The sequence below is a fragment of the Paenibacillus sp. FSL K6-1230 genome (assembly GCF_038002385.1).
GTDB classification, from domain to species: Bacteria; Bacillota; Bacilli; order Paenibacillales; family Paenibacillaceae; genus Paenibacillus; species Paenibacillus massiliensis.
The window spans coordinates 1,176,428-1,202,372 of record NZ_JBBOCK010000001.1 but is presented as its reverse complement, the minus strand read 5'-3'; the positions used below and the strand labels follow the sequence as shown (position 1 = coordinate 1,202,372).

The following is a 25,945-nucleotide window of genomic DNA, read 5'->3' as shown; positions in this document are numbered from 1 at the left end:
TTGCTACCTTCTTTCCGATGAAGCGTCTTTGGCCCACAGCCCTATTCCAATCAGCATCCATACGAGGTAACCTCGCATTCCCGGGAAGCCGTTATCGGATATCAGGTTCGCAACCGCTCCCGCCCACGCCGCAAATGCTAGACGGGCATACGGCTGATAGCTGTCGCGCAAGGCAATGCGCTGAAGCAGCTTCTTGGCCAGGAAAAACAATGCGCCAAAAAAGAACAGCGCTCCTGCAATGCCGAAGGTCAGGAAGACCGCGATGATGCCGTTGTCCATAACCCCGTGCTCTCCCAGATCCCCTCCATTCTCCAGCTTCGTACCTGTACCTACACTTCCGATACCCTGACCAACCGGGTTCCCGATTACAGCCGGGATCATGGTGTTCAGGAGGTCCAGCCGCTCATTGTAGGAGTGATCCTCCTGAATCGACGTGAGCGTCTCCATCCGGGCCACGAGCCCCTCTGCTCCAGGCAGCTTCGGCACAATGTAGAACATGGCTCCGCCGACAAGTACCAATTGCAGAATCGTCTTCCATTTTCCCTTGGAGGCGGATGTGACGATATATACCAGCAGCATGACGAATACGACCAGCCAGGCAGAGCGCACTAGCGTAATCAGCAACCCGGTTACCGTGAGCAGCAGACCGACCCATCCCAGCGTGCCTCGCCACCGTTTCTCCATCAGCATGGGCACGAGAGCCAAAGCCAAAAAGGCTGCGCACGGTCCCGGAGAGTTCAAAGTCGAGAACACCCGGATTTCGAGTGGATAGGGCATGCCAATCGAATTCATCTCAACATGATTCATCCAGAAGGCGTCCCATGGAGGTACGGTTAGGTATTGAATTATGCCGTAGACCGCTACCAGTGTGGCGATATTCGCATACGCATACAGCAATCGGTCGAGATCTTTGGACGAAAATGGTCTTACGGCGAAATAAGGCAGAAGCAGCAATGGGATCACATAATTCGCCAGATCATAGGCAAAGCCCATCCCGTTCTTGGCCAGCCCGATCAGGCTGCCGTAGCCGAGAGCTACCCCGAAATACAGAACAGCTCTGGCCAAGGGCTTATCGACATGATGAATGCTGCGCAGTACGGGAATAATGATCATCGCTCCAGCCAGAAGCGGAGCGACGCTGAGCAACGATACCGAATGGTAAGTGCCCTCCATCCAGTCCATGATTCTGCGTATTTCAGGCGCGATGGCCCATACTACGAGCGTGTAGGGAACGAGCATGCGGGATTGGATCATCGCCAGTACAAATGCTGGAAAGACCAGTGCAAGCACTGCAGCCGCCTGCTGGCTCATGGTAGGACTCAGCTTGGCGCTGACATATCCGATCATGAGTGGCAGGATACAGGCCGCCATACCCAGCAGCAATATGGTCAATCCGCGTGTGTTCCACAGGCTGAATCCCTGCGTCTGGTTAGATAATCGTCCGGCATTTCTCATTCAGGTGCTTCCTTTCTGCAGGAATACGGGCGGATTACTCCGCGTTTCCCCTCTTCATCCGATTGGTTTTGAGCATTTCTTTGAGCAGTAGGAGCAGAAATTGAGTATCCTCAATCAGATATCTCTTCCATAGTCTTCGAGGTTCCTGCGATAAGCGCCAAAACCATTCAAACCCCGTCTTTTGCATCAGCTCCGGTGCTCGCTTGATGGACCCGGACAGGAAATCAAAGGTTGCCCCGACACCGATTGACACCGGAGCACGATAGGATTCATAGTGCCGATAAATCCATTTCTCTTGCTTCGGAGCGCCGACACCGACGAAGACAATGTCCGGGCGACTCTCCTTCAGCATGTGGATAATCCTCTGGTTCTCCTCCTCGTTGTTCTCAAAGCCATAGGAGGGAGAATAATAGCCCACTACATTAATCTGTGGATAGGACTGCTTCAGATTTTGCATGGCCTTCTCAGCCACTCCATCTGCCGAGCCCATGAAAAACAGCCTATATTGACGCTCCTCAAAGGCCTCACCCAGCTTGCTGAACAGATCGGAACCGGACACCTTCTCCTTCAGCGGCTTGCGCAGTAGCTTGGAGGCCCAGATAATCGGCATGCCATCAGCTACTACAGCTCCTGCCTCCGAATAGATCTGCTTGAACTCCCTGTCCTTGCGAAGCTTGATGACATGGTCCACATTGCAGGTCAGAATATAGGAATGGTCCTGCTGCTGAATGGTCCGATCAATGTAATCCAACAAATCATTAAAGTCATAGTTATCAAAATTGACATCGAACATGTTCACTCTGCTCATCGTATCACTTCTCTTTTGCGAAATCGGTTTGCGTTGAAGTCTGGTACAAGCAATTCAAATACCAGCACAACGGAATAATCATTTGAACCGTTGATAAGGTATTGTCCGAAAAGGAATAAATCAGAAATCCGGTAATCAGACCTGCGAAATAGGGCTTGATCGGCTTAGCAAGCGATCGATAAATGAGAACGAACACGATCAGCAGCGAGAGCATTAGCAGGCCGCAGCCAATGTATCCTGAATCAAAGTAAAAGCGGATGTATTCGTTATGCGGTACGACGAAGCCATTGAACAGCGTGCCATCGTTCGCAATTGTCACCGCGCCAAGTCCTCTTCCTGACCACGGATAGTCCTGAACCCGGCTTAGAAAATAATCCCACGCCTCTGAGCGGCCCGACAGATCAATGCCCGTATCCGTCTGTCGCTCGAATGAGCGCTTCATCAAATTGTCCCATTGCAGAGCTACCGCAGCGATCCCCACCAGAATCGAGCCTCCAAGTGGAAGCATATATCTCAGCCTGCCCCGCAAATATTGACGGGAAATATCGTACAAATACACAGCCAGAATCGGCAGTAACGCAAGGATAGGTCCACGAGTCCCCGTACCGATCAGAATCATAAAATTAAGAGCCAGTGTCATGTAAAAGTAGATGCTCTGCTCTGGTCTTCGCTTTATTTCGATCAAGGATACGCCAATCCCGATAAAAGCCAGCATCGCCAGATGCGGCGGGATGTTCGCCCCCTGCAGCCGAATGGCTCCAGTGAATTCCACAGATGCCAAGGAATGCATACCAGCTACAGCCAGCAGCAGTCCTACTACGACACTAATGACGGGAAGCATCGCGATGATGCGAATGTGCTTCTCGGCCACGGCCCTCTTCCACTTGATTAGGAGAAAAAAGAAGGGCAATGACAGCCCGATAAAGGCCTTGATTGCCAGTGATGCGCTCATCTGTGGAAGCCAGACCGAGAATGTAAAAGTAATTCCAAGCATGGCTGCAAATGCCCAGATGGGATAGCTGAATTTCAGTCGGATGCCATTGACCAGCATACAAGGGACTAACAAGGCCAATATGCCCAGCTTGTAGAGGGATAGCACCTCGAATCCGAACAAGCCGCCGGGAATCAGGTAATCCACAGATAAGGCTGTGCTCAGCAATACGAGATAGCTGATCCGATCAGGGTGGGTGATACAGACTCCCAGCAGCAGTAGCACCACTACAGCAGCGATGCTGATGAAGGGCTGATAGGTAGCTGCGACCCCGATAAACAACGCAGCCAGCAGGAATACCGTCACTTGTTGAAAGGCATTCATTCTGGCTATCCGTGGATAGTTACTCATTGTTCAACACCTCATCCTGCGGCAGACTCACGATTTCGGTTCCGAAATGTATCCATCGTTCCCCGTATACTTTCCATCCTGCATTGAATCAGCAGTCTCGCTGCTTCACTGCGTGCTCTCAAGGAGCTCATAGCAATATACAACAGCTTAGCTCCCGTCTTGGCCATAAGCATGGCCCAATCCTTGGGGCCACTGCACTGAGCTGCGTACGACATTCCTTGGCAATAGTACCTGTTCATAATCCAGTCTCTCGTCAAGCGCTCGGCAGGTACGAAATGATCCACCGCCATATCGGGATGATAGATGACCAGCCCGCCAGCCCTGCGAATGTTCTCAAATACCCACGATTCCTCTCCCGAAAGGAGGAGGTTGCCCTTGCGACCCAGATGGAGCGGGAACATTCCTGTGGCAAATACCGATGTGCGCATAGCCATATTGGCGCCGAACGGATTCAGGTTCTTCGGATACTCACGCTCTTCCGTGCCCAGATTTACGATGGTGTAAGGCAATTCAAGAGGGCCGCTAAGCCAGGAGGGCCGCTCGATCTCGAAGATCGGTGCAATCGGTCCTCCAAGAGCACTCATATCCGGGTGCCTGTGGAAGGTGTCCACAATGGTTGTGATCCAACCCACGCAGGGAATGGCATCGTCATCCAGAAAGGCTACAAGGTCAGCCTGCGCCAGATGGATACCTGCATTGCGAGCTGCTGACAGCCCTTGTTCGGATTCATAGTGGTGGCGAAAGCTCAGCCTATGCCCGTGTGCCTCCTCGAACCGCCCGATGACACTAGCGGTATGGTCCGTCGAGCGATTGTCCACGACGATGACCTCTGACCGTTCCAGCTCCTTCAGGGCAAGCAATGACTCCAGCGTCTTCTGCAGCAGGTCAGCCCGATTATAGGTGCATATGATAATGGACAGCTCAGGTACGCTGTTATGAATTCCTTGATTGTTGTCCATCAGTAGGCATCCCTGGAGAAGAGCATGATGACCCCTGTCTTGAAGATGATCTTCAGATCCAGCCAGGTGTTGCGCACATGGATGTACTTGAGGTCCATCTGCACCATCTCCTCGAAGCCGACACTGTTGCGCGCGCTAACCTGCCAATAGCCCGTGCACCCCGGGGTGACGATCAAGCGCTGCTTGTCATAGTCGGAGTATTCCTCCACCTCGCTTGGTAGAGGCGGACGGGGCCCCACCAGGCTCATGTCCCCCCGCAATACGTTCCACAGCTGCGGTATTTCATCAATGCTGGTCTTGCGAAGGAATCTGCCGATCCGTGTAATCCGCGGATCATTCTTGATCTTGAACATGGCCCCACTGACCTCATTCATGGCCATCAGATCCTTTTTGAGCTCCTCGGCATTGGACACCATCGATCTGAACTTAAACATGCTGAACAGCTTCTCGTTCTTGCCTACCCTCGTCTGCTTGAAGAAGACACTTCCCTTCGGGTCCTCCAGCTTGATGAGAATACCCACCAGCACGAACAGTGGTAGCAATACGATGAGTCCTATGCCTGACAGCAAGATATCCAGAATACGTTTGGTCACCAGATATGAGGTCTTATCCTGTACCTTCTTAGTTCCATATGGCATGTAAAACGTTTTACCCGGCACGACAGCCTCATAGTCATCCGGCAGATTTTCCATGCTCATCGCAATGACTCCCTCCTTATGATCCAACCGTGGTGGAATGATCAGCTTTGGCGAGCCACTCAGCCATGGCATCCAGCACAGGATATTTGAGATCGCCGCTTTGCATCGCAAATTCCAGGGTGGTCAGAATATAGCCAAGTCGCTCTCCCACATCATAACGAGTGCCCTCAAAGTCATAAGCATAGACACGCTCGCTTTGATTAAGCTTTTGGATCGCATCCGTCAACTGAATCTCTCCGCCAGCTCCGCGCTCCTGCAAATCCAGGTATTTGAAAATCTTAGGTGTGAATACGTATCGGCCCATTATCGCAAGGTCTGACGGTGCCGTACCCTTCGGTGGCTTCTCTACAAAGTTGTTCACTCTGTACAGTCGTCCTTCCTGAAGATCCGGCTCGATAATTCCATAACGATGTGTATATTCCTCAGGCACCTTTTGCACCCCGATCACGGAGTTCTGGGTCTCTTCATATTGATCCATCAGCTGGCGAAGGCATGGAGTCTTGCCTGTGACAATGTCATCTCCCAGCAATACGCCGAACGGCTCGTCGCCAATGAAGCGTCTTGCACACCATACAGCATGTCCGAGACCCTTCGGTTCTTTCTGGCGAATATAGTGGATCTCAACCTTCGAGGAGCGCTGCACCTCTTTCAGAATGTCCAGCTTGCCGTCCTCGAGCAATCTGGACTCCAGTTCAAAGGCGTTATCGAAGTGGTCCTCGATGGCCCGCTTGCCCTTACCTGTGACAATGATGATGTCCTCAATTCCGGAGTCAATTGCTTCTTCCACGATGTACTGAATCGTGGGCTTGTTGATGATTGGAAGCATTTCCTTAGGCATTGCCTTGGTCGCCGGTAAGAACCGTGTGCCGAGTCCTGCGGCCGGGATAATCGCTTTTTTCACTTTTTTCATCGCATTGGCCTCCTAGAATGATATTGGTTATGCATAAGTTATTTCACTTGGTTCAACACGATGCCCACAATGGAGGCTCCTGCCTGATCCATGAGTTGCTTGGTCTTGCGAATATCACTGCGTTTCGTACGCGAATGCTGGGCGACCAGCACCACCCCGTCTGTGATCGGCGCCAGTAGACGGGCATCCGTGTAATCCAGTGCAGATGGGGAGTCAATCAGAATAAGATCATATTCCTCGCGTAGCTCATCAATCAGTTGCTTCATCTTCGCACTGCCCAGCATATCTGCCGCATTATAGATGCTGTTCTCAGCCAGAATCACATACAGGCTGCTGTCTACCTTACGGATGATGTCCTTGGAGCTGGCGGAGCTGCGAAGATAGCTCGATAATCCACTGGTATTCTCCATACCGAACACTTCATGGATGGCCGGGCGACGCAGGTCTGCATCGACAATAGCAATCTTTCGTCCTTCCTGGGCGAAGGATACAGCAACATTGGCCAACAATGTCGTCTTGCCTTCTCCATGACCAGGCGAGGCTACCAGGAGAGCTGTTCCCAGATCACTCGTGCCGATGACCTGCTGGCGGATGTATGTCCTAAGTGAACGAAAGGATTCAGATACATGCGAAGCCGGGTTCGTCTCGGTAATTAACGCATCACTCAACTGCAGCATAAGTTCGTTCCCCCACTCGTTCTTTGGATTTGCCAGCGGCGCTGCCCAGATCCTTTTTGCGGATGACCGGAATGGCTGCAATTACAGGAATGCCGAGCTCTGCCTCAGCTTCTTTCTCAGATCTGAGCGTACCGTTGATGCTCTCCAGGAAAATTAACGTTCCGAGTGCAATCATCAAGGACACGATAAAGCTAATGGCAATATTCATCAGCGGACTGCCATTGACTGGCTCTGGATCAGCCTGAACATCCGCCAGATTCAGAATCTTCACATTATTCAGGTTCATTAGCTCAGGTACGGAGCGCGCAAAGGTCTGCGATACGGCATTTACAATACCTGCTGCCTTCTGATAGCTCTCATCTTCTACCGTAAGCCCGATAACCTGGCTCTTGTCAGAGGATTTGATCTGCAGTTTCTCTGTCAACTGCGCCTGATTGAGACCAAATTCGGGGTGAGCAGAGACTACAGTGTTCATAATGGAAGGTGACGTAAGAATATCCCTGTAGCTCTGCACCAGGTTAAGACTGGCATTGACTTCATTCAGGCTGTTGCTTTGCGGTGTGCCCGAGATGTTGTTAATGAGTATTTGGCTGGAAGCAGCATACACAGGCTTCACGAAATTCTGACTGACATACAGCGTTGTTAGGCATGAGATCAGAACAAATGCAGTAATCAGCCATAACCTTTTCCGAATCAATACAAGGTAATCCATAATGGTTTTCTCCATTACATCTCCTCCTTTCCGCTCTGATCCGCATATTCATAAGTCTCTCTTGGAAGCACTCCTGATTTATGAAAATGCTCATATTAATATATTCTCATCTTATCAATGCCACAGTGGGCACACATGACCCCTTGCTGCACTTTATTCGTAACGATGGTAGACATTTGATTGCCACCTGTGTCTACTCTTTGGTATACTTTCGTACCATATTTATTAGCAAAATAAAAAAACACGGAATAGCTTCCGTGTTTTTACTTTAATTCTATATTTTATTTAAAAAACAAAGCATAGAAGACACACTCGATGAATGGCTGTGTAGCTTAGTTCATTGGCTCATACTTGGCCAGACCAATAGCATTCGCATACAGTGCTGCCTGTGTACGATCTGACAATCGGAGCTTGGCGAGGATCTGACTGACATGCTTCTTCACCGTGAACTCACTGATGAATAGCCGCTGGGCAATCTCACGATTGCAGGCTCCCATCCCGAGCTCAATGAGAACTTCCTTTTCCTTCGGCGTCAGATCATCTGTCAGGTTCACCGCATCCTCGCGAAGCTTCGTCTCCAGAATCGTCGGATCATAATATTTGCGACCCTTGTTCACCAGTTGAATCGCATAGATTAGCTCCTCTGGCAGAGCCTCCTTCAGCACATAGCCATCTACAGAGGCCTCTTCTGCCTTCAGGAAATCCTCCCGACTTGCCGAGGACGTCAAAAGAATGAATTTGCTGTTGAATCCTCGATTTCTGGCGGACTTAATAATATCCAGACCGGATTCATCTGCGAGCTTCAAATCCAGTAATACCAGATCAGGGTTCGTCTCCTCCAGCACCATGAGTGCTTCATGCTGGTTCTTGGCCTCTCCCGCAAAGTGTACGTTAGGCTGCATTGATATTACAGCAGCGAGCCCTTTTCTCACCAAAGGATGATCATCTACAATGACTACTTTCATGAAACGACCTCCTGATCTTATGTATCTGTTATATGATCCGCATTCCAGTGAACACATCCCGTGCAATATCCCGTTCCCTGTCGTGTCTGTATATTCATCATGAACATCAAGAACTGAGCTGTACCGGAACCGTGAGGACAAGCTCTGTCCCGCTCCCGATCCCGCTGGTTACATTAAATTCACCTCCCATAGATTTCGCTAAATATTCCATATTCCCTAATCCGAGGCCTCCTTCGGGCTGAAGCGCCTCACCTCCTGCCGTAATTTTATCTGCTTCAAATCCAATTCCATCATCCGTAATCACGAGCTTCACTCGCTGCGGATGAATAGCCAGACTAACATTAATGTGCTTCGCACATCCATGCCGAATGGCATTACCTGCTGACTCGGATATGACACGATATAGCATTTTCTGATACAGGTAAGGCAACGTGTGATGATCTCCTGTAATAGACAGGTCAATCTGCACCTCATTCAGACGAGAAAGCATATGCAGATGACTCTTCACTGATGCCATCCAGGTAGGAGCTCCTCCTTTGCGGGAGCTTAAGCTATGTATTGCCAGCTTCAGTTCCCGTGCCGCCTGATTGGCAGACTCCTGTAACAGATCCAGCTGCTCGTTGACCTTGGCCCTTGGCAGCTTATGCCACATCTGACGTAAAGAATGTGTGGAATACACCATGCCGAACAGGCTCTGGGATACATTATCATGCATCTCGTTGGCAATTCGGTTCTGCTCATTCGTGATGATCAGTTGACTCTCGATACGCTCCAGCTCATAACGTTCCAGGAATACGGCGCTTAGCTCCGCGAGGAAGATCAGCTGCTGCACCAGCCAGCGTCTACGACTCAGCTCCTGCTCGGGCTCCAGCTTAACACCGATGATAGCCACGAAGCGTGTCGTCATCGGCACCGTAATCATCAGGAATTCGCCCCAGTCTGGCAGTGTCTTGAAGAAGGGCTCCCGCTCCGAGCGGTATTGCTCCCGATGATGATTAATCTCGGCAAAGAGCTCCTCCTCCTCTTCCACACTCCAGCCCGTCTGGCTGCTCGCAGGTGCATCCTCCTCCATATGGTCCAGCCAAAAGAAGGCCTTCTGCTGCCCAGTCAGCTTCACCGTGTAGTCCGAGATTACTTGCCCCATATTCATGGCCTCATTGCGGCTCGCCGTCTCCATGATGTGATAGATGGATCTGATATGCTCCATTGTCTCATGTACTCGGGTATTGGCTTGTGTCAGCTCCCTCTTCATGGTGCCGATCATTTGCATCGCCATCATCGTAATCGACAATACGAGGATGAGATTCATATTTTGAATCAGGACATCCGGGAAAAACCGAGTCTGCCATTGGTTAAAAAAGGTATAACAAAAAGTGAGCTGAATTCCGATATAGGATGTAAGCAAGATCCAACTGTAAATTGTTGACAAATACACTCCCGCAGTCACCATCGGATTAATGATGTACCATTTGAAGGGGCTTCCCGCTCCCCCCGTAGGAAACAACAGGGCTATTATTCCAACGGTCTCCAGGGCAATGGTGAACATCATGATCTTGGGATGATTCTGGTACCTGCGATAAATATACGTGAATGTACTGACGATCATGAATAGCAAACTAATTAAAAGCCATTTGTGATTCGCGTCGTGGCCCGAGTCTCCAAATACATAAGCAAGCGATGTAACCGCCAAGGAAGCATACCTGTACACAAAAATCATCCTGGCGTCTGCAGACTTCTTAGCCTTCATCATGTCACCCTATTCTGTTGATAATCGGGAAGTCCATAATCAATGTGTTACAAAAATGATACCGAATAAATTTCGAAATAACAAGCCACCCAAAAAATAGTAAACGTTTACATCGAAAAAAATATGGTATTTTTTGTGCCAAAATCTTGTTTCATTCCACAAAAAACGGGGTATGGAACGCCTTTTTTTTGAGCTGTCAAGCTTTTCCTCCACCCCAACAAATGGAAAGACCTGTAGTGTCCTCTCTGATCGAGAGAGACTCTACAGGTCTTTTTCAAATCCAATATTCAGCTATGACAATATTCAACTATGATTGGGTAACCTTGATAGTGCACCCTGAGGGGTCTCTACCAGAGTCCAAATTAATTCCCGCCGGCACGTGCTAATTCACGCATACTAGCTTCAAAGGCTGCAAGCAGAGCTTCATCTCCAGTCAAGCCTGTCGCTTCAACCTTCTCAATATGCTCGACCATCCGCTTGTAGTCCTTAGGAATGATCCGTACAAAATGCCCAATGGCATTCTGCCAGTCATTCAAAATATGCTCAGCGATTTCACTACCTGTGTACTCTGCATGACGTTGGATCAGCCCTCTTAGGTCTGCGGCCTCAGCTATATCCTCTACACGCTCCAGGAGTACCATCTCCAGATTGCAGCGTTCCAGGAAGGTGCCTTCCGGATCATACACATACGCAATCCCCCCGGACATTCCTGCTGCAAAATTCCGTCCAGTATCCCCGAGCACGACTACACGTCCGCCTGTCATATACTCACAGCCATGATCGCCTACACCCTCTACGACGACCTTGACCCCAGAGTTACGAACAGCAAAGCGTTCTCCGGCAATACCATTAATGTAGGCCTCACCGCTAGTAGCACCGTACAGGGCCGTATTACCTATAATAATATTCTTATTCGCTTCGAATGTCGCTTCAGCTGGCTTTTTGACGATAATTTTACCACCAGAAAGTCCCTTTCCGACATAGTCGTTGGAATCACCTTCCACTTTGATCGTGATTCCCTTAGGAACAAAGGCACCCAGACTCTGTCCAGCCGAACCTGTGAAGTTCAGACGGATGGTATCCTCCGGAAGTCCCGCTGCTCCATAGCGGCGGGTAACCTCGCTTCCCAAAATCGTACCAACGGCACGGTTCACATTCGTGATTGGGAGTGTTGCTTCTACAGGAATGCTATCTTCAAGCGCTGGTGCAGCGAGTGGAAGCAGGTGCTGCATATCCAGCGTCTCTTCCAGACCATGATTCTGGCGCTGTGTGCGAACTCGCTCACTGCCTGCAGCCAGCTCAGACACATGGAGAAGCACGGACAGGTCTACGCCCTTCTTCTTCCAGTGATTGGCCGCATGATTCGCATCCAGACAATCGGTACGTCCTACCATCTCCTGAATAGTACGGAAGCCCAGCTCAGCCATGATCTCACGTACATCCTCAGCCACAAAGCGCATGAAGTTCACGACATGCTGTGGGTCCCCCATATAGTTCTTGCGCAGCTCCGGATTCTGGGTAGCCACACCTACTGGACAAGTATCCATTTGGCATACCCGCATCATAATACAGCCAAGCGCTACCAGCGGAGCGGTAGAGAAGCCATATTCCTCAGCACCCAGCAGAGCAGCTACAGCCAGATCGCGTCCAGACAGCATCTTGCCGTCCGTCTCCAGTACGATACGATCACGCAGATTGTTGATCATCAGCGTCTGATGAGCTTCAGCAAGTCCCAGCTCCCATGGCATACCTGCATGACGAATGGAGCCTTGTGGTGATGCTCCTGTCCCTCCGTCGTAGCCGCTAATCAGGATAATATCCGCACGTCCTTTGGCAACACCTGCTGCAATCGTGCCGACACCCACCTCAGATACGAGCTTTACGTTAATATCTGCACGTGGATTAGCATTCTTCAGATCATAGATCAGCTCTGCCAGATCCTCGATGGAGTAGATATCATGGTGAGGCGGCGGTGAAATCAGACCCACACCAGGCGTGGAACCGCGAACCTCGGCAACCCAAGGGTATACCTTACGACCAGGCAGTTGTCCGCCTTCGCCCGGCTTCGCTCCCTGTGCCATCTTGATCTGAATCTCATCCGCATTCACCAGATAATTGGAGGTTACGCCAAAGCGTCCTGAAGCCACTTGCTTGATCGAGCTGCGACGCAGGTCTCCGTTCTCGTCTCTTACGAAGCGAGAAGGGTCTTCGCCACCCTCACCTGTATTGCTCTTGCCTCCGATTCGGTTCATGGCAATCGCAAGATCCTCATGCGCTTCCTTACTGATCGACCCGAAGGACATGGCCCCGGTCTTGAAGCGGCGCATGATGGACTCAGCGGATTCCACTTCCTCCAGCGGAATAGGCTCGCCTACCGGCTTGAGCTTCAGCATCGAGCGAATGGTCAGCTTCTTCTCATTCTCGCCCTGCACCAGCGTGGCATACTTTCTATATAATTGGTAATCTCCAGTACGAACTGCTTGCTGCAACAGATGGATGGTCTGTGGATTGAACAGATGCTCCTCTCCATCATTGCGCCATTGGTATTCACCACCGGAATCCAACACCTTGTCATTGCCATCCTTCTCATTGAAGGCACGATAATGATGTGACAGGGCTTCTGCCGCTACTTCCTCCAGACCGATTCCGCCGATGCGAGAAGGTGTCCAGGTAAAGTATTGATCGACAAAGTCCTGCTTCAAGCCCACTGCTTCGAAGATTTGCGCTCCACGATAGGATTGAATTGTGGAAATCCCCATCTTGGACAAAATTTTCAGCACGCCCTTAGTAGCGGCTTTGATGTAGTTCTTAACGGCCTTCTCATGGGAAATGCCACGCAGCATGCCTTGCTGAATCATGTCGTCCAGCGTCTCAAATGCCAGATACGGATTCACTGCACTTACGCCATAGCCAAGCAGCAGCGCGTAATGATGAATATCACGCGGCTCTCCCGACTCCAGCAAGATACTCACCTTCGTACGCGTACCGCGCTTGATCAGGTGATGATGCAATCCGGCTACTGCGAGCAGTGCAGGAATGGCTGCATTGTCGTGATCGACACCACGGTCCGACAGGATCAGGATATTATGCCCTTTCTCAATGACACGATCCGCCGCTTCGAACATTCCCTCCATTGCACTGCGCAGCCCTTCGGCGCCATCAGCCGCATTGAAGAACATAGGAATCGTCATGGACTTGAAGCCTGGACGGTGAACATGACGGATCTTGGCAAAATCTTCATTCGACAGCACCGGTGTCTCCAGACGAATCTGACGACAGCTCTCTGGTTCTGGATGCAGAAGATTACGCTCTGGTCCAATCGTCGTCCCCGTAGCTGTTACGATCTCTTCCCGAATCGCGTCGATCGGTGGATTCGTTACTTGAGCGAACATCTGCTTGAAATAGTTATACAGTCGCTGCGGCTTATCCGACAGCACGGCCAATGGAGCGTCATAACCCATGGAACCGATTGGCTCTGCTCCGGTGGAAGCCATAGGCTCCAGCAGCTTGCGCAGCTCCTCAAAGGTATACCCGAACGATAGTTGTAGCTGATTCACGTTATCGTGCTTCGGCTCAGGAAGCTCCGGTGCGTCAGGCAGCTCGGCGAGATCAATCAGATGCTCATCAAGCCATTCCTGATACGGCTCCTCGGAAGCGATTCTTGCCTTAACCTCCTCATCCGACACGATACGTCCTTCTTCTGTATCCACAAGCAGCATACGACCTGGGCGCAGACGATCCTTGTAGAGGATGTTCGCTGGATCAATGTTCAGTACGCCTACCTCGGAGGACAGAATGATCAGATCATCCTTCGTCACATAGTAGCGTGCTGGACGGAGTCCGTTCCGGTCCAGAATCGCACCGATCTGGATACCGTCTGTGAACGCCATAGCAGCCGGGCCGTCCCACGGTTCCATCATCGTGCTGTGATATTCATAAAATGCTCTCTTCGTGGCATCCATACCCTCATGGTTGCTCCAAGGCTCCGGTACCATCATCATCGCTACGTGTGGCAGGGAGCGACCACTCAAGTACAGGAACTCCAGCGTATTGTCGAACATTGCAGTATCTGAGCCATCTGGATTGATGACTGGCTTGACCTTGCTGATATCCTCGCCGAACAGCTCGCTCTCGAACTGCGCCTGACGAGCATGCATCCAGTTCACATTCCCGCGCATCGTGTTGATCTCACCGTTATGAATCATGAAGCGATAAGGGTGCGCACGATCCCAGCTCGGGAAGGTATTGGTGCTGAAACGCGAGTGAATCAGCGCGATTGCTGAAGACAGACGCTCATCCTGCAGATCCAGATAGAACTGGCCTACTTGCGCGGTAGTCAGCATGCCTTTATAGACCACTTTTCGACAGGACATACTCGGAGCATAGAAGCTCTCGCCATGTGCATCCTCTGCATTGTATCGAATGGCCTGCTCCGCACGCTTGCGAATGACATACAGCCTGCGCTCAAAGCCCAGATCCGTCTCGATTCCTTCAGCACGCTTAATGAACACTTGGCATACATATGGCTTGGCTGCTTTGGCCGTCCGCCCCAGCATCTCATCATAGGTAGGCACTTCACGGAAGCCGAGGCACTCCTGCCCTTCTTCCGCGATGATCTCCTGCAGGCGCTGCTGGTGTGCTGCGCGGACATCCGCATCATTAGACATGAACAGCATACCAACGCCGTAATGACCAGGTTCAGGCAGGTTCACACCAAGCTTCTGCATCTCCGCAGCAAGAAACTGATGTGGTATCTGAATCATGATCCCAGCTCCGTCACCGGAATTCGGTTCACTTCCCTGACCACCGCGATGTTCCATGTTCTCCAGCATCGTGAGCGCCTGGGTCACAATATCATGAGATGGCTTGCCTTTTATATTTGCAACAAAACCCATACCACAAGCATCTTTTTCAAATTGAGGATCATATAGACCCTGTTTTGGAGGTAAACCTGTCTGTCTCATGGAACGCAACCTTTCTCTAATAAAATCAGGGCCATCCTTCAGTAAGGACGGATTGGAAACGACGGCAGCGACAAATGAAATGTTCAGCAGCAGTGGCTGAGAAAAGAGGGTATGACGAACATCACCACTCGATACGAGGGCGACGATGTCGATTTGCGTGTTGGAGGTGGAAAGGTTCGGCCTTTCCGGAGTGCAATCTCGATAATTATACAGCTACTCTCTTATTAGAAAGATTAAGTTATATCATTGTAACACTCACCTAACGCGTAAGCAATTCAAAGTTTTTATGATAGCGATAATAAATCTTTTGATGTACAGCATTACCGTAATGATGCAAAAACCAGGGGGATTCAATGCATATTTATACATTAATATGTGTATTTTCTATCAGTCATATCTATTCTATTTAAACAGATCGTCATAAAACGAATTCACATTCATAATTTACAAATAACGATTGAAGTATCTTCTTTTCGTTTATACAATTTGAATAACGGCTTCTATTTAATGAAGCTCTAGCTTTCATCTTTTTTCTCATCCATATTATCATCATCCATTCAAGCCATGTGCCACCATGCTATAAAATGATCTGAAGCAAAGTAGGTGTATCATGTCAGCAAAACGAATCATGCTATTGTCCGAAGGCTTTGGTACAGGGCATACCAAGGCAGCACAGGCTCTGGCAGACGGACTAAAGCACCTGTTCCCGGAAACTGACACGTGTGTGATGGAGCTTGGAACGGTTCTGAATCCGAAGCTGGTTCCGGTGCTACTGGATGCTTACCGCCGAACTGTGAGTGTCCAGCCAGAGCTGATCGGCATCCTATATCGCAAGCGATACCACAAGCCTTTGAATGGATTCACACGTCTAGCATTGCATAAGCTCTTCTACGCCAAGGCCCTAAGCATCATCTCGGCATGGAGCCCGGACGCTATCGTCTGCTCCCATCCCTTTCCGGCGGCCGTCATCGCGCATCTGAAGCAGCAAGGTCTGAATATACCTTTATTGACGCTCATTACCGATTATGACGCACACGGTACCTGGGTCAATGCCGAGGTCGATGGCTATCTGGCTCCGGCCATGAAGGTTCGTGATGTGCTCATTTCGCATGGGGCTGAGCCTTCACGTATCTCAGTCACGGGCCTCCCTGTCCATCCTGACTTCTGGAGCAAGGGTAGTAAAGAGCGTATCCGCCGAAATCTCGGATTACGAAACCTGCCTACCGCGCTTGTGATGGGTGGTGGCTGGGGCATAACGGCGCAGCATGAGATGCTGGAACAATTAATCCAGCGATCGGGTCGAATACAGTTAATTATTTGTACAGGCAGTAACCGCAAGCTCTACCACCAGCTGCATTCGAATCCGCAATGGCATCATCCCCATGTGCGTATCCTTGGATACACTCACAAGATTAGCCAATTGATGGACGCCTCGGATGTACTCATTACCAAGCCTGGAGGCATGACTTGTACAGAAGCCATGGTCAAACGCATCCCGATGCTCTTCCTCCCAGCCCTTCCCGGACAGGAGGAGGAGAACCGCAATTATTTTATCGAGCAGGGCTACGGGCTCACGCTTGAGCATGTAACAGATCTGGAGCAAGCTATCGAGGAGCTCATTCGCATAGGCGACTCCCGGCTTAGAGCGGAGTCATACCACCCTCAGTTAGGAGCACGGGTCGTACATCAGCTCGTATCCTCCCGCACCCTATCGCCAGAATATGCCGAGAAAAGGACGTCACACCGTAGCGTCGGTGGTCCATCTTCACCTTCCTCGCATTCACTTGGCACCAAGGAGACTGCCAGGCTAAGCTGAGTGCTGAGTAACATGATAAACCAAATTATAAATTTAAGCATGGGCTAAATTCAGCCAAAAAGTAAAGGGTCGAGAGTGACGCTCAGTACAATTAGTACAGGCATACTCTCGACCCTCTGTCATCTATAACGCACATCGTTTTCTGTCCACATCATATCTACCTTAGTTCACAGGCTAGTTGTTAGAGATGCAGGTGAAAATGGCATTCGTACCGTGTCTTCTTCTCCTAGAATTCAAAGTTCTCACCCGGACGCAGCGGCCTGCCCTCAAGCCCCTCCTGGGCCAATCGTTCACAGAAGGCTACAGGGTCCTGCTCAATCCCGGGGAAGGTATCATAATGCACAGGGATGATTCGTTTGGCTCGAATCCAGGAAGCAGCCAGCAACGCATCATCGGGCCCCATAGTGAGCTTGTCTCCAATTGGCAATGCTGCAGCATCAATCTGATGTCTTTCTCCAATTAGACGAAGCTCACTGAACAAAGCCGTATCTCCGGCATGATAGAACACCTTGTCCCCTAGCGTTAACAGTATGCCTGCTGGCTCGCCCATATAGATGGTCTGCCCATCCATAGTCAGTGAAGAACTATGCAGGGCTGGTGTGAATTTTACGTGGAAGTCGTCGAACTGAAAGCCTCCCCCGATATTCATATGCTCTGCCTTTGCGCCCAGTGAGGTACAATATTCCGCTAATTCATAGACCGCTATGATTGGGCAATCGTTATTCTTTGCGATCGTCACAGCATCTCCGAAATGATCAGCATGACCATGAGTCAATAGAACGGCATCCACTTGAATCTCTTCCGGTTTAATAGTAGCAAGTGCATTACCTGTCAAGAACGGATCAAATATGAATCGTTTGCCCGCTTCCTCTACTAAAATTGCAGAATGTCCGTAGTACGTAATTTTCATGATTCAACGGCACCTCCAAATGTTAAGCGCATGCTATTATTTACCCTCAATTCTATCGTTATAACGGAGGACAAATACACTTGTCAGTACATAAGCCGAATAGAACCGCACATGACGACGCACGATTATTTATAAGACGCACGATTATTTATAAAAAGTATGATTCCCGATCGTCTTCACTTTCTCACGATTATGATGAACGGTCAGATCCTGAGCCAACGTAAGAGACAAGAAGTAATACGTATTGTCAGGCACAGCCTTCACACCATTCAGCGCTTCGTTCACAGCACGAATACAATCCTCATTAGGCTGAACACGACGAAGACGCCCGTTCGCTACCGGACTAAATTGAGCTTTTTGATAGATGACATTTTGGATTGTATCTGGGAAATTGGCTGACCGCAGCCGGTTCAAGACAACGTTGGCAACTGCCACTTTGCCTTCGTACGGTTCGCCTTCAGCTTCTGCCATTACGATTTTTTGCAGCAAAAGCACTTCATTCGCCTTGACGCTGTAGCTCCAGGTAGACTTGGCTTGTTCTGCCTGCGTGAGCGTTTGCGTACGCGTAAAGAAGATTTTGTTAGGGGGGGTATGGGTCTGTGAGGTTGCGGCCACAGCTGCTGTCTTCTTGGCAGCCTCCGCTTTTTGAACCTGAGCAGCTCGCTTGGCTTCCGCCATAGCTCGTCGCTTCGTTTCCTCCACTTGATTCAGAAGCATGGGAGCCGATTCAATCTGTTTCCATCTATGCATTTCTTTCCCGGTTGGGACGGATGTATCAGATTCCTTTAAGAAATGCATAGAGCTGATCCTGCCCTGTTGCATAGATCGTTCGCCAATGCCCGACCAATAGATAGAATTATAGATTACAGCCTCCGAAATTTTGTGTTTATTTTGCACCTCAGAATACAGACTAATCCCCACTATACATACCAGCAGCACGCTTAACATCGGTGCTACCCAACGATTCTCTTTAATGATATCCATATTGTTCCTCCCGCTACATTAGGCACACTTAAACGTATATGTAACCGAAAATGTGACTTTTGAATAACGCTGAACAATATTATCACTTGTAGAGAAGTTTAGCAAGTTTCGGACCCTTTTATTGGTATTTCACCCACAACTCTATACATTGGTCGTTGCCCTAATTGTGTCGCATAGACGACAAAAGACTCCACCTTCCAGGTCGAATTTATAAGTGGAAGATTCGTATCCTCTGAGTGCTGGAATGCGGCTGTACCCGTGTAATTGCGAGCAATTGTGATGTGCGGATGGTAGGCTCTGGCCTCTCTCTGGAAGCCCAGTGGCTCAGTAGCATCCACAATTCGCTCCTGCAAGCGATATAAGTGATCCACCTCCCCTTCAACATCCTGCCACAGAACCCGCGGTCGGTCAGTTGTACCAAAAGTTCCTACAGCTCCCAGCTTCAATTGAAATGGCACAAGGTCATCAGTCGATCGCTTCAATGCCAGCACAAGATCAGCAATCCGGGCCGTATCCGTATCTCCCAAAAATTGAAGTGTGATATGGTAATCTCGCCAATCTGTCCATTTGCGAAAAGAAACCTCTGATCGCAAAATCTCAGCCCACTCGTGCAATTGCTCCTTGAGGCTGTCTGGCAATGGAACAGCGATAAATATTCTTTCTTGCGAAGCAGCACCCTTATTCGGCGGGGTCATTCAGCATCCCTCTCCTAACTACATTTAGTGCAACCTTCTGTTACGTAGCTCTATGTTGCCTTGTGTGTCATCTTATCATGCATCAGCACCTTGACTACATATGTGCAGATTAAAGGACATGGAACGTGTGTGCTTAACGGATAGCATCCTCTACTCTCATCTAATCTGTGTCAAGGTACTTGCTGTGGAGTCAGTATAACTCGAGCATCACCATGCTATGCATGCCTAGCATGGCTGTTAGCGGATCATGACTTGTGCGTGACCACTGCTAAATGGGTTAAATTACTGATATAAAGCAATTGAAGCGTATGGATCTATATCTTGGGCAGGTCTTGCATTCATCTGTTATGCTGAGAAATAGATAAGTAATATCATGCGAATGACTTGGGAGGAATCAGAATGTCAAGTACCATGTCGAGAACTATAGTATGTCTGCATCATCTGACGACCGAGCAGGAAGCACAGATTCGGGAAGCTGCTCCCGAATTCCGCCTTATTCTGGGGAAAGCCAAGAAGATCGACCCAGCGATTATCCAGGAAGCGGAAATTCTCATCGGCTGGTCACGAGGCTTGGAGGCTGCTGCACTTCATGAGGATAGCAAGCTGCGCTGGATCCAGAGCTGGTCCGCTGGCATAGATAAGATGCCTTTGGAGAAGCTTGCGAATCGAAATATCGTATTGACGGATGCCAGTGGAGTCCATGCCATTCCCATTACTGAGATGATCTTCGGCCTCCTGCTCGCACATACCCGGTATATCCATCCCTCTGCTCAGCATCAGCCACAACGTCAGTGGTCTCCTCCAGCATCCGAGTTGGGTGAAATTCACGGGAAGACCATGCTGATCGTCGGCGTCGGCGAGATCGGATCAGAGACAGCCCGGATTGCCAGCGCCTTCGGTATGCGAGTGCTAGGTGTTCGCCGTTCAGGGAAGAGTGTACCGCATGTGGATCACATGTATACGATGGATGGCCTGTACGATGCCTTGGCACAGGCTGACGTCATTGTGAACATTCTCCCATACACAGAAGAGACTCATCACTTGTTCGACGAACGTGCATTTCAGGCCGCGAAGCCGGGCAGCAGCTTCATCAACGTAGGCCGTGGCAGCACGGTCAATACGGATGACCTCATTCAGGCACTGGAGCAAGGTACACTGGCCTATGCAGGACTGGATGTATTCGAGGAAGAACCACTACCAGCTGAGCACCCGCTATGGAGCATGAACAATGTCCTGATCACTCCTCATATTGCCGGAAGCACAGATCGTTATAGCGAACGAGTCCTGCCGATTTTCCTGGAGAATCTACAAGATTACATCAAGGGTCAACAGCCCGGTCGCAATCGTGTAGATTATAGTAAGAAATATTAACTGAGATTTGGAGTAAATGAGACCTTGCGGCGGTGATCAAACATTGTGAACTATACAGGACGCAAACATTACTTCCGGCTGTCCCTACGATCATGAAGATGATCGGGGACGGCTTTTTTTTGCTTAATTCATTTACAATCTGACGATCGTCAGGTAAAATCACCTCAACAACTATTATGGAGGCAATTGTTATGAGTACCATGCCCGTAAGTAACACGCAAAAATTGTGGAGGAGATCCTTTATCTTTGTTATGCTGGCCAATGCGTTGCTGTTCATGGCCTTTGAAATGCTGCTTCCCACCTTGCCCTTATTCGTCTCAATCCTTGGAGGAGACGCTTCACAGATCGGCTTGGTCACTGGCATTTTCATGTTCTCTGCTATTCTTGTCCGTCCTTTTACTCCTGTATTAGCGACGCGTATGGACAAGAAACACCTCTTGCTCGCTGGTATTACTATCTGCGCCCTAGTAACAGGAGCATACTACCTCTCGTCAGGTATTTGGATGATTTTACTCCTTCGTATCATACATGGATTCGGCTTTGGTCTGGCGACTACGTTTTTTGCCACAATCGCCACAGAGCATATTCCCAAGCATCGACGCGGTGAAGGCATGGGGTATTTCGGCGTTGGTGAGACTGTAGCCATATCCATTGGCCCACTCATTGGTACAAGTCTACTGCTCCAATATAACTATCAAAGCTTATTTGTTGGCGGAATGTGCATTATCCTCCTTGCTCTTCTAATGGCTGTATTCGTATCCCGACATCCCAGACAACTCAAGGACCAGCAGCTATCTGGCCATCCCGTGGTTACCGTCAAGCTTATTGAACGAAAGGTACTGTTTCCAGCACTTCTAATAATGCTGGTAGGAGTGGCAGCTGGCTCCATTATGTCCTTTGTTGCTTTATTTGCAGCAGAGCGGGGCTTCGGGAATGTTGCCTGGTTCTTCTTCGTTGTAGCCCTTGCAAGTTTTGTGGTCCGTTTATTTTCCGGAACGATGTTCGACCGACTGGGTCCAGGCTCGGTACTGCTCCCCTCAGCCGGATTCGCCATGGCTGGCTTGCTAATACTGATTATCGCTAAGAGTGAGCTACATTTTCTAATCTCAGGGGCGTTATACGGATTTGGCTTCGGTGCAATCTTCCCAGCCATCCAGACGTGGTGCGTAAACCTCGTAGAGGAGCATGAGCATGAGAGTGCAATGTCGTCCTTCTTCAATTTCTTCGACCTCGGTATCGGGGGCGGTTCATTGTTGCTAGGCCTCGTTGCCTCTGTATCTTCGTATACCGTGGTGTATTGTATTGCTATCGGAATTTTAGTAGTGTATGTAATGTTATACTTGGGTTACAGCCGAGTACAGTGGAGGCACAACAGGAAGCATACTGATCTTCCAAGGGAGGCAGACCTTGAGCAAACAACGAATTAAGGATATCGCCGTACAGCATTTTAACCGTCTGGGCTACGAAGGGACCAAGATGGCACAGATCGCCGAAGAGGCCGGTATCCGCAAGCAATCTCTTGCTTACCATTATCCGACCAAAAAGGCGCTGCTGCTGGAAGTATATAAGGAAGCAGTTCAGTCTGAGCAGCACTTTGTTAAGAGCTATTTCAACGGACCTGCTTCCCCTTCGCTAGAGGAGCAGCTGTATCATTTTTTACTGGAGCACAAAAATCGCTTTCTAACACATCCAAATGTGTCTTTAATGTACGTCCTGTCCTTTATTACACCGCTGGAAGTTCATGATTATATCATGGCCCAATATCGGACTTACCTCGGGACGCTCAAAGAGGAGTTGGCAGCTGCGTTCGCTAGACAGCCGTTGAACAGCCTAAGTCCTGAAGAAGCGACCATCGCTTTCATTACTCTTATGGATGGGCTAGATGTCCAGCTCGTTTATGAGACTCGCCAATCCTACGAACAAGCTATAGCCATTGCATGGAAAGTATTCTGGTCTGGAATCCAGCATTAGACGTTGTACCAACCACACACACGGTTAATTGGATTTACGTCTGTAAGTGGGCCTGGTCTTGTGTACCTAGTGAGACTCACAGACGTAAATCATTCTGACCATGGAGCTCTTTTCCCCTTTATACAGCCTCGCTGTATCCATAACCATCCACCCTGCCTGCTCTAGTGATTCCTTGATGGATTCCATGCTGATAACGATAGCCCGATCTGTCATTTTTCTAAGGCTTGCAAGCATATTCTCTCGTTCCGTCACTGACTGAACTGAGCACAGATTGTAGGGCATATCCAGTACCGCCGCATCATAACGAGCTGTGATATGATTCATATCATCTAGGGTGACGTATTCTTCTCCATAGCCGTAATGCTTAAGATTGACGCGTGCCCCCTGAATAGCCAGCGGATTCATATCTCCCCCTTGGGCTCTGATCCCCATATGCAGCGCCTCAATCAGGACGTTGCCCATTCCACAGCAGGGGTCAATCAAAGTTCGGCCTTCAGCATCAGGCAAGGCTATATTAATCAAAGCTCTCACTGCTACCATCGGTAGACCTGTCGAATAGTTATAGGGCTTATGCCTGCGCTCCAACCACGAACGATCACTTTCTTCACAAAGTCCGAGCACCCATTCTCCTTCGACATAGGTCAGCCCCAATGTACAATCGGGATTCTTCATACGAGCTGAGCCTTGAATTAGCATGCCGAGCTGGCGCTCCAGATGTCTTCGCTCCGAGTAATCCAAGGGCATATCGCTTTCCTTTAGACAATGAACCTTGAAGGTCTCCCCTTCAGGCAGTCGTAGCTGCCTGGCGTACTCACAAATATCCTCCCATTCGGAAGAGCATGCTAGCACTTCCAGCCGCAGACGGATAAACGCACTTTGCCCCGGTTCTATCCTTCTGTTAGCCATATATAGATGATCGTGCTGCGGCGGCTGCCCGAACAAGCTGTCAAGCTCCAATTGGCACAGCTCTCGTTCTGTAATATGACAGGTGTATACATAGAGGTATTTCTCAGATTTCTCTAACGCGCGCTCGTTGTAAGTCCATGCAAAGTTGTGATGCGCTTTGTCTATTTCCATCATCATCCTCCTAGGGTAAAGCGCGACACCGATTGCAGCAGCTTATCTGACATCTCCTTCAGCTCCAGAATACTGCCAGCCACGGTGTCCAGAGTTCCGCTTTGTTGCTGTACCGATGCCGTAACTTCTTGTGCTCCTGCCGCCGATTGCTCGGACACTGCCGAAATATTCTCGCTGTGTTCCTTCATTATCATACTGGACTGCTCCATCGCGTGCAGTCGCTCGCCAATTTCTGTAATGATATCTGCCATCTGCTCTACCGATAAAATGATCTCCTTGAACGCGTCTCCTGTAACGATCATCTGCCGATCGCCCTGATCTGTCTGCTCCACGCCGTCCTCCAGAAGCTTCACAATTGTACGGGAATCCTGCTGAATCCCAGCCGTCATATCCGTGATCTCGGCGACTGTGTCACTTACTGCTGCGGACAGTAGGCTTACTTCCTTTGCCACCACGGCAAATCCTCGTCCACTCTCACCAGCACGTGCTGCTTCTATTGTAGCATTCAATGCAAGCATGTTGGTCTGGCTGGCAATCTCACGAATGTTACCCACAAGCTTGGTAATACTTTGATTCTTATGATCCAGCTCCGTGACCCTGCTCATTGCGTCCTTGACCAGACCTGCAATCGCTTGCATTTGCTGTCCCAGATTCTTCATCGCAAGCTGACCGTTCTCTCCTTGGCCCCTGACAAGCTGTGAGGTCTGCTGCAGCTCTTGTCCTTGACGTGCGTGCTTCACAATGTGCTCACTTAGCTCAGTTACCGTTCTGGCCGAATCCGCTGCTGTTTGGGCTTGATTTTCCGCCCCCTTCGTCAATTCCTCCATCGTCACCGAGATCTGTAGACTTCCAGCTCTGACCTCCTCAGCAGATACATTAAGCTCCCCACTCCGCTGGTTCATCAGACTTGAAATATCCTGAATATTCGTCACCATTGCAACCAGATTATGCTTCATCGCATTCACAGCATGCACCAGCGTGCCGATCTCATCCTGATTGCGGACCTCAATATCCTGACCGCTCAAATCTCCCGCTGCGACTACCTTCACACCATGAGTTACATCCATCAGTGGCTTTACGATTTTGCGGAACATTTGTTGATTGGCAAAATAAGCTGCGGCTACCGCAATCAGAAGACAAATGACGGTAATCCAGAGTGCCAAGGTGAAGCTATTCTCAGCGTGGCTTACCTCTCCGCTCACCCGCTCCTTGTTCAGACTGATTAATTGATCCATATCCCCCTGCATAACATTAAAAGCATCCATGCCCTTCTCGGCAACCTCCGAGGCCAGCTCCCCTTGCCCATCCTGGCTCAGCTTCAATGCCTGCGTATTCAGCTTGAGATACTGGTCCCATTTGCTCCGCAAGGACTCCAGATGCTCTAGCTCAGTCGGATCTGTGGCAGTAGCCTTCAACACCTTCATGCTGTCAGCTACGGTACGAATCATTACCGCCCGTTCTTCCTCTATAAGCTCCCGCTCTGCTGGTGCACTCGTAGCAAAATGTCGAAAACTAAGTGTTAGGATATGTTCTGTAGCAAAATGGACATTGTTAATATGCTCAAGAGACGGCATGATCCGATTCACAATTCCGTCTGTGCTCTGCTGCATTTTCAGCGTCTGATATAATGTCAGCGCTCCAAAGATCAGCAGGTAGACTACAAGCATGCCAAAGATGAGCCGAACGAAGCTTTTGATGCTGGCACGGGCATCCAGTCCCTTGTGCAAGCTGGACCACGGGATTGTACGTAGCTTGGAAGCCTGTTCTCTAAATATATGCTTCCAGCTTCGTTGTTGGGGCGATCGAGCTTTTACAGTACGTTTCTCTCTCCATTTTTTTCCCTTTTCCATATCCTTCTGCCCACTCCTTCAATCGTCATCTTTC

20 protein-coding genes are annotated in these 25,945 nt (G+C 49.7%); 4 read left to right on the top strand and 16 right to left on the bottom strand.

All coding sequences use genetic code 11. The features are described from left to right. Positions 1 to 3: 3 nt before the first annotated feature. The 11 genes from MKX74_RS05190 to gltB form a co-directional block, all read right to left on the bottom strand. On the bottom strand, positions 4 to 1,455 hold the full coding sequence (locus MKX74_RS05190) for an O-antigen ligase family protein (RefSeq protein ID WP_341177718.1): 1,452 nt from the start codon (positions 1,453 to 1,455) through the stop codon (positions 4 to 6). Positions 1,456 to 1,489: 34 nt separating this feature from the next. Then, on the bottom strand, positions 1,490 to 2,263 hold the full coding sequence (locus MKX74_RS05185; RefSeq protein ID WP_018886702.1) for a WecB/TagA/CpsF family glycosyltransferase: 774 nt from the start codon (positions 2,261 to 2,263) through the stop codon (positions 1,490 to 1,492). 4 nt (positions 2,264 to 2,267) lie between these two features. Beyond that, positions 2,268 to 3,605 (bottom strand): O-antigen ligase family protein, encoded by a 1,338-nt coding sequence (locus MKX74_RS05180; protein ID WP_341177717.1) that lies wholly within the window; start codon positions 3,603 to 3,605, stop codon positions 2,268 to 2,270. Between the two features lie 11 nt (positions 3,606 to 3,616). Then, a complete protein-coding gene (locus MKX74_RS05175; protein ID WP_036632563.1) occupies positions 3,617 to 4,564 on the bottom strand; it encodes a glycosyltransferase in 948 nt (315 codons plus the stop codon). Beyond that, positions 4,564 to 5,262 (bottom strand): sugar transferase, encoded by a 699-nt coding sequence (locus MKX74_RS05170; protein ID WP_018886705.1) that lies wholly within the window; start codon positions 5,260 to 5,262, stop codon positions 4,564 to 4,566. Before MKX74_RS05170 ends, MKX74_RS05175 begins: the two co-directional genes overlap by 1 nt. Positions 5,263 to 5,278: 16 nt before the next feature. After that, entirely contained in the window at positions 5,279 to 6,172 is an 894-nt protein-coding gene (gene galU / locus MKX74_RS05165) for a UTP--glucose-1-phosphate uridylyltransferase GalU (protein WP_018886706.1), read from the bottom strand. Between the two features lie 38 nt (positions 6,173 to 6,210). Then, entirely contained in the window at positions 6,211 to 6,849 is a 639-nt protein-coding gene (locus MKX74_RS05160) for a CpsD/CapB family tyrosine-protein kinase (protein ID WP_018886707.1), read from the bottom strand. Beyond that, complete coding sequence (locus tag MKX74_RS05155) at positions 6,833 to 7,576, bottom strand: YveK family protein (protein ID WP_025680246.1); 744 nt, start codon at positions 7,574 to 7,576, stop codon at positions 6,833 to 6,835. Before MKX74_RS05155 ends, MKX74_RS05160 begins: the two co-directional genes overlap by 17 nt. 317 nt (positions 7,577 to 7,893) lie before the next feature. Then, positions 7,894 to 8,526 (bottom strand): response regulator, encoded by a 633-nt coding sequence (locus tag MKX74_RS05150; protein ID WP_018885063.1) that lies wholly within the window; start codon positions 8,524 to 8,526, stop codon positions 7,894 to 7,896. A 106-nt stretch (positions 8,527 to 8,632) separates the two neighbouring features. After that, positions 8,633 to 10,243, bottom strand: coding sequence for a sensor histidine kinase (locus MKX74_RS05145; protein ID WP_341177716.1), 1,611 nt, complete (start codon positions 10,241 to 10,243; stop codon positions 8,633 to 8,635). 392 nt (positions 10,244 to 10,635) lie between these two features. Further along, on the bottom strand, positions 10,636 to 15,237 hold the full coding sequence (gene gltB, locus MKX74_RS05140; protein WP_341177715.1) for a glutamate synthase large subunit: 4,602 nt from the start codon (positions 15,235 to 15,237) through the stop codon (positions 10,636 to 10,638). 610 nt (positions 15,238 to 15,847) lie between these two features. Between gltB and MKX74_RS05135 the strand changes: the two genes are divergently transcribed. Beyond that, a complete protein-coding gene (locus MKX74_RS05135; RefSeq protein ID WP_341177714.1) occupies positions 15,848 to 17,053 on the top strand; it encodes an MGDG synthase family glycosyltransferase in 1,206 nt (401 codons plus the stop codon). Positions 17,054 to 17,279: 226 nt separating this feature from the next. Here the strand turns inward: MKX74_RS05135 and MKX74_RS05130 are convergent, their stop codons facing one another. The 3 genes from MKX74_RS05130 to thpR form a co-directional block, all read right to left on the bottom strand. After that, positions 17,280 to 17,963, bottom strand: coding sequence for a metal-dependent hydrolase (locus MKX74_RS05130; RefSeq protein ID WP_341177713.1), 684 nt, complete (start codon positions 17,961 to 17,963; stop codon positions 17,280 to 17,282). A gap of 144 nt (positions 17,964 to 18,107) precedes the next feature. Next, on the bottom strand, positions 18,108 to 18,947 hold the full coding sequence (locus MKX74_RS05125; protein WP_341177712.1) for a cell wall hydrolase: 840 nt from the start codon (positions 18,945 to 18,947) through the stop codon (positions 18,108 to 18,110). 98 nt (positions 18,948 to 19,045) lie between these two features. Next, positions 19,046 to 19,642, bottom strand: coding sequence for an RNA 2',3'-cyclic phosphodiesterase (gene thpR / locus MKX74_RS05120; RefSeq protein ID WP_341177711.1), 597 nt, complete (start codon positions 19,640 to 19,642; stop codon positions 19,046 to 19,048). A 411-nt stretch (positions 19,643 to 20,053) separates the two neighbouring features. On the opposite strand from thpR, the gene MKX74_RS05115 reads away from it, so the two are divergent. The 3 genes from MKX74_RS05115 (at position 20,054) to MKX74_RS05105 (ending at position 22,984) form a co-directional block, all read left to right on the top strand. Continuing rightward, a complete protein-coding gene (locus tag MKX74_RS05115; protein WP_341177710.1) occupies positions 20,054 to 21,013 on the top strand; it encodes a D-2-hydroxyacid dehydrogenase in 960 nt (319 codons plus the stop codon). Between the two features lie 191 nt (positions 21,014 to 21,204). After that, the gene (locus MKX74_RS05110) at positions 21,205 to 22,440 is read left to right on the top strand and encodes an MFS transporter (protein ID WP_341177709.1); all 1,236 of its coding nucleotides are present in this window, start codon (positions 21,205 to 21,207) and stop codon (positions 22,438 to 22,440) included. Next, positions 22,421 to 22,984, top strand: a complete 564-nt coding sequence (locus MKX74_RS05105; RefSeq protein WP_133568545.1) for a TetR family transcriptional regulator — start codon at positions 22,421 to 22,423, stop codon at positions 22,982 to 22,984. The genes MKX74_RS05110 and MKX74_RS05105 overlap by 20 nt, the downstream gene beginning before the upstream one ends. A gap of 66 nt (positions 22,985 to 23,050) precedes the next feature. Here the strand turns inward: MKX74_RS05105 and MKX74_RS05100 are convergent, their stop codons facing one another. Both MKX74_RS05100 and MKX74_RS05095 read right to left on the bottom strand, forming a co-directional pair. Continuing rightward, positions 23,051 to 24,061 carry a TRM11 family SAM-dependent methyltransferase gene (locus tag MKX74_RS05100; RefSeq protein WP_341177708.1) on the bottom strand — a complete coding sequence of 337 codons (1,011 nt, stop codon included), beginning with the start codon at positions 24,059 to 24,061 and terminating at the stop codon, positions 23,051 to 23,053. Positions 24,062 to 24,063: 2 nt separating this feature from the next. Next, entirely contained in the window at positions 24,064 to 25,911 is a 1,848-nt protein-coding gene (locus tag MKX74_RS05095) for a methyl-accepting chemotaxis protein (protein ID WP_341177707.1), read from the bottom strand. Between the last annotated feature and the right edge of the window lie 34 nt (positions 25,912 to 25,945).

Excerpts from the sequence above, each read along its gene's own strand:
- galU (WP_018886706.1), bottom strand. The coding sequence starts at position 6,172 with ATGAAAAAAGTGAAAAAAGCGATTATCCCGGCCGCAGGACTCGGCACA.
- MKX74_RS05150 (WP_018885063.1), bottom strand. The coding sequence starts at position 8,526 with ATGAAAGTAGTCATTGTAGATGATCATCCTTTGGTGAGAAAAGGGCTC.
- MKX74_RS05100 (WP_341177708.1), bottom strand. The coding sequence starts at position 24,061 with ATGGAAATAGACAAAGCGCATCACAACTTTGCATGGACTTACAACGAG.
- MKX74_RS05145 (WP_341177716.1), bottom strand. The coding sequence starts at position 10,243 with ATGATTTTTGTGTACAGGTATGCTTCCTTGGCGGTTACATCGCTTGCT.
- MKX74_RS05135 (WP_341177714.1), top strand. The coding sequence starts at position 15,848 with ATGTCAGCAAAACGAATCATGCTATTGTCCGAAGGCTTTGGTACAGGG.
- MKX74_RS05160 (WP_018886707.1), bottom strand. The coding sequence starts at position 6,849 with ATGCTGCAGTTGAGTGATGCGTTAATTACCGAGACGAACCCGGCTTCG.
- MKX74_RS05180 (WP_341177717.1), bottom strand. The coding sequence starts at position 3,605 with ATGAGTAACTATCCACGGATAGCCAGAATGAATGCCTTTCAACAAGTG.
- MKX74_RS05110 (WP_341177709.1), top strand. The coding sequence starts at position 21,205 with ATGAGTACCATGCCCGTAAGTAACACGCAAAAATTGTGGAGGAGATCC.
- MKX74_RS05095 (WP_341177707.1), bottom strand. The coding sequence starts at position 25,911 with ATGGAAAAGGGAAAAAAATGGAGAGAGAAACGTACTGTAAAAGCTCGA.
- MKX74_RS05115 (WP_341177710.1), top strand. The coding sequence starts at position 20,054 with ATGTCGAGAACTATAGTATGTCTGCATCATCTGACGACCGAGCAGGAA.
- MKX74_RS05155 (WP_025680246.1), bottom strand. The coding sequence starts at position 7,576 with ATGGAGAAAACCATTATGGATTACCTTGTATTGATTCGGAAAAGGTTA.
- thpR (WP_341177711.1), bottom strand. The coding sequence starts at position 19,642 with ATGACCCCGCCGAATAAGGGTGCTGCTTCGCAAGAAAGAATATTTATC.
- MKX74_RS05125 (WP_341177712.1), bottom strand. The coding sequence starts at position 18,947 with ATGGATATCATTAAAGAGAATCGTTGGGTAGCACCGATGTTAAGCGTG.
- MKX74_RS05175 (WP_036632563.1), bottom strand. The coding sequence starts at position 4,564 with ATGGACAACAATCAAGGAATTCATAACAGCGTACCTGAGCTGTCCATT.
- MKX74_RS05130 (WP_341177713.1), bottom strand. The coding sequence starts at position 17,963 with ATGAAAATTACGTACTACGGACATTCTGCAATTTTAGTAGAGGAAGCG.
- MKX74_RS05190 (WP_341177718.1), bottom strand. The coding sequence starts at position 1,455 with ATGAGAAATGCCGGACGATTATCTAACCAGACGCAGGGATTCAGCCTG.
- gltB (WP_341177715.1), bottom strand. The coding sequence starts at position 15,237 with ATGAGACAGACAGGTTTACCTCCAAAACAGGGTCTATATGATCCTCAA.
- MKX74_RS05170 (WP_018886705.1), bottom strand. The coding sequence starts at position 5,262 with ATGAGCATGGAAAATCTGCCGGATGACTATGAGGCTGTCGTGCCGGGT.
- MKX74_RS05185 (WP_018886702.1), bottom strand. The coding sequence starts at position 2,263 with ATGAGCAGAGTGAACATGTTCGATGTCAATTTTGATAACTATGACTTT.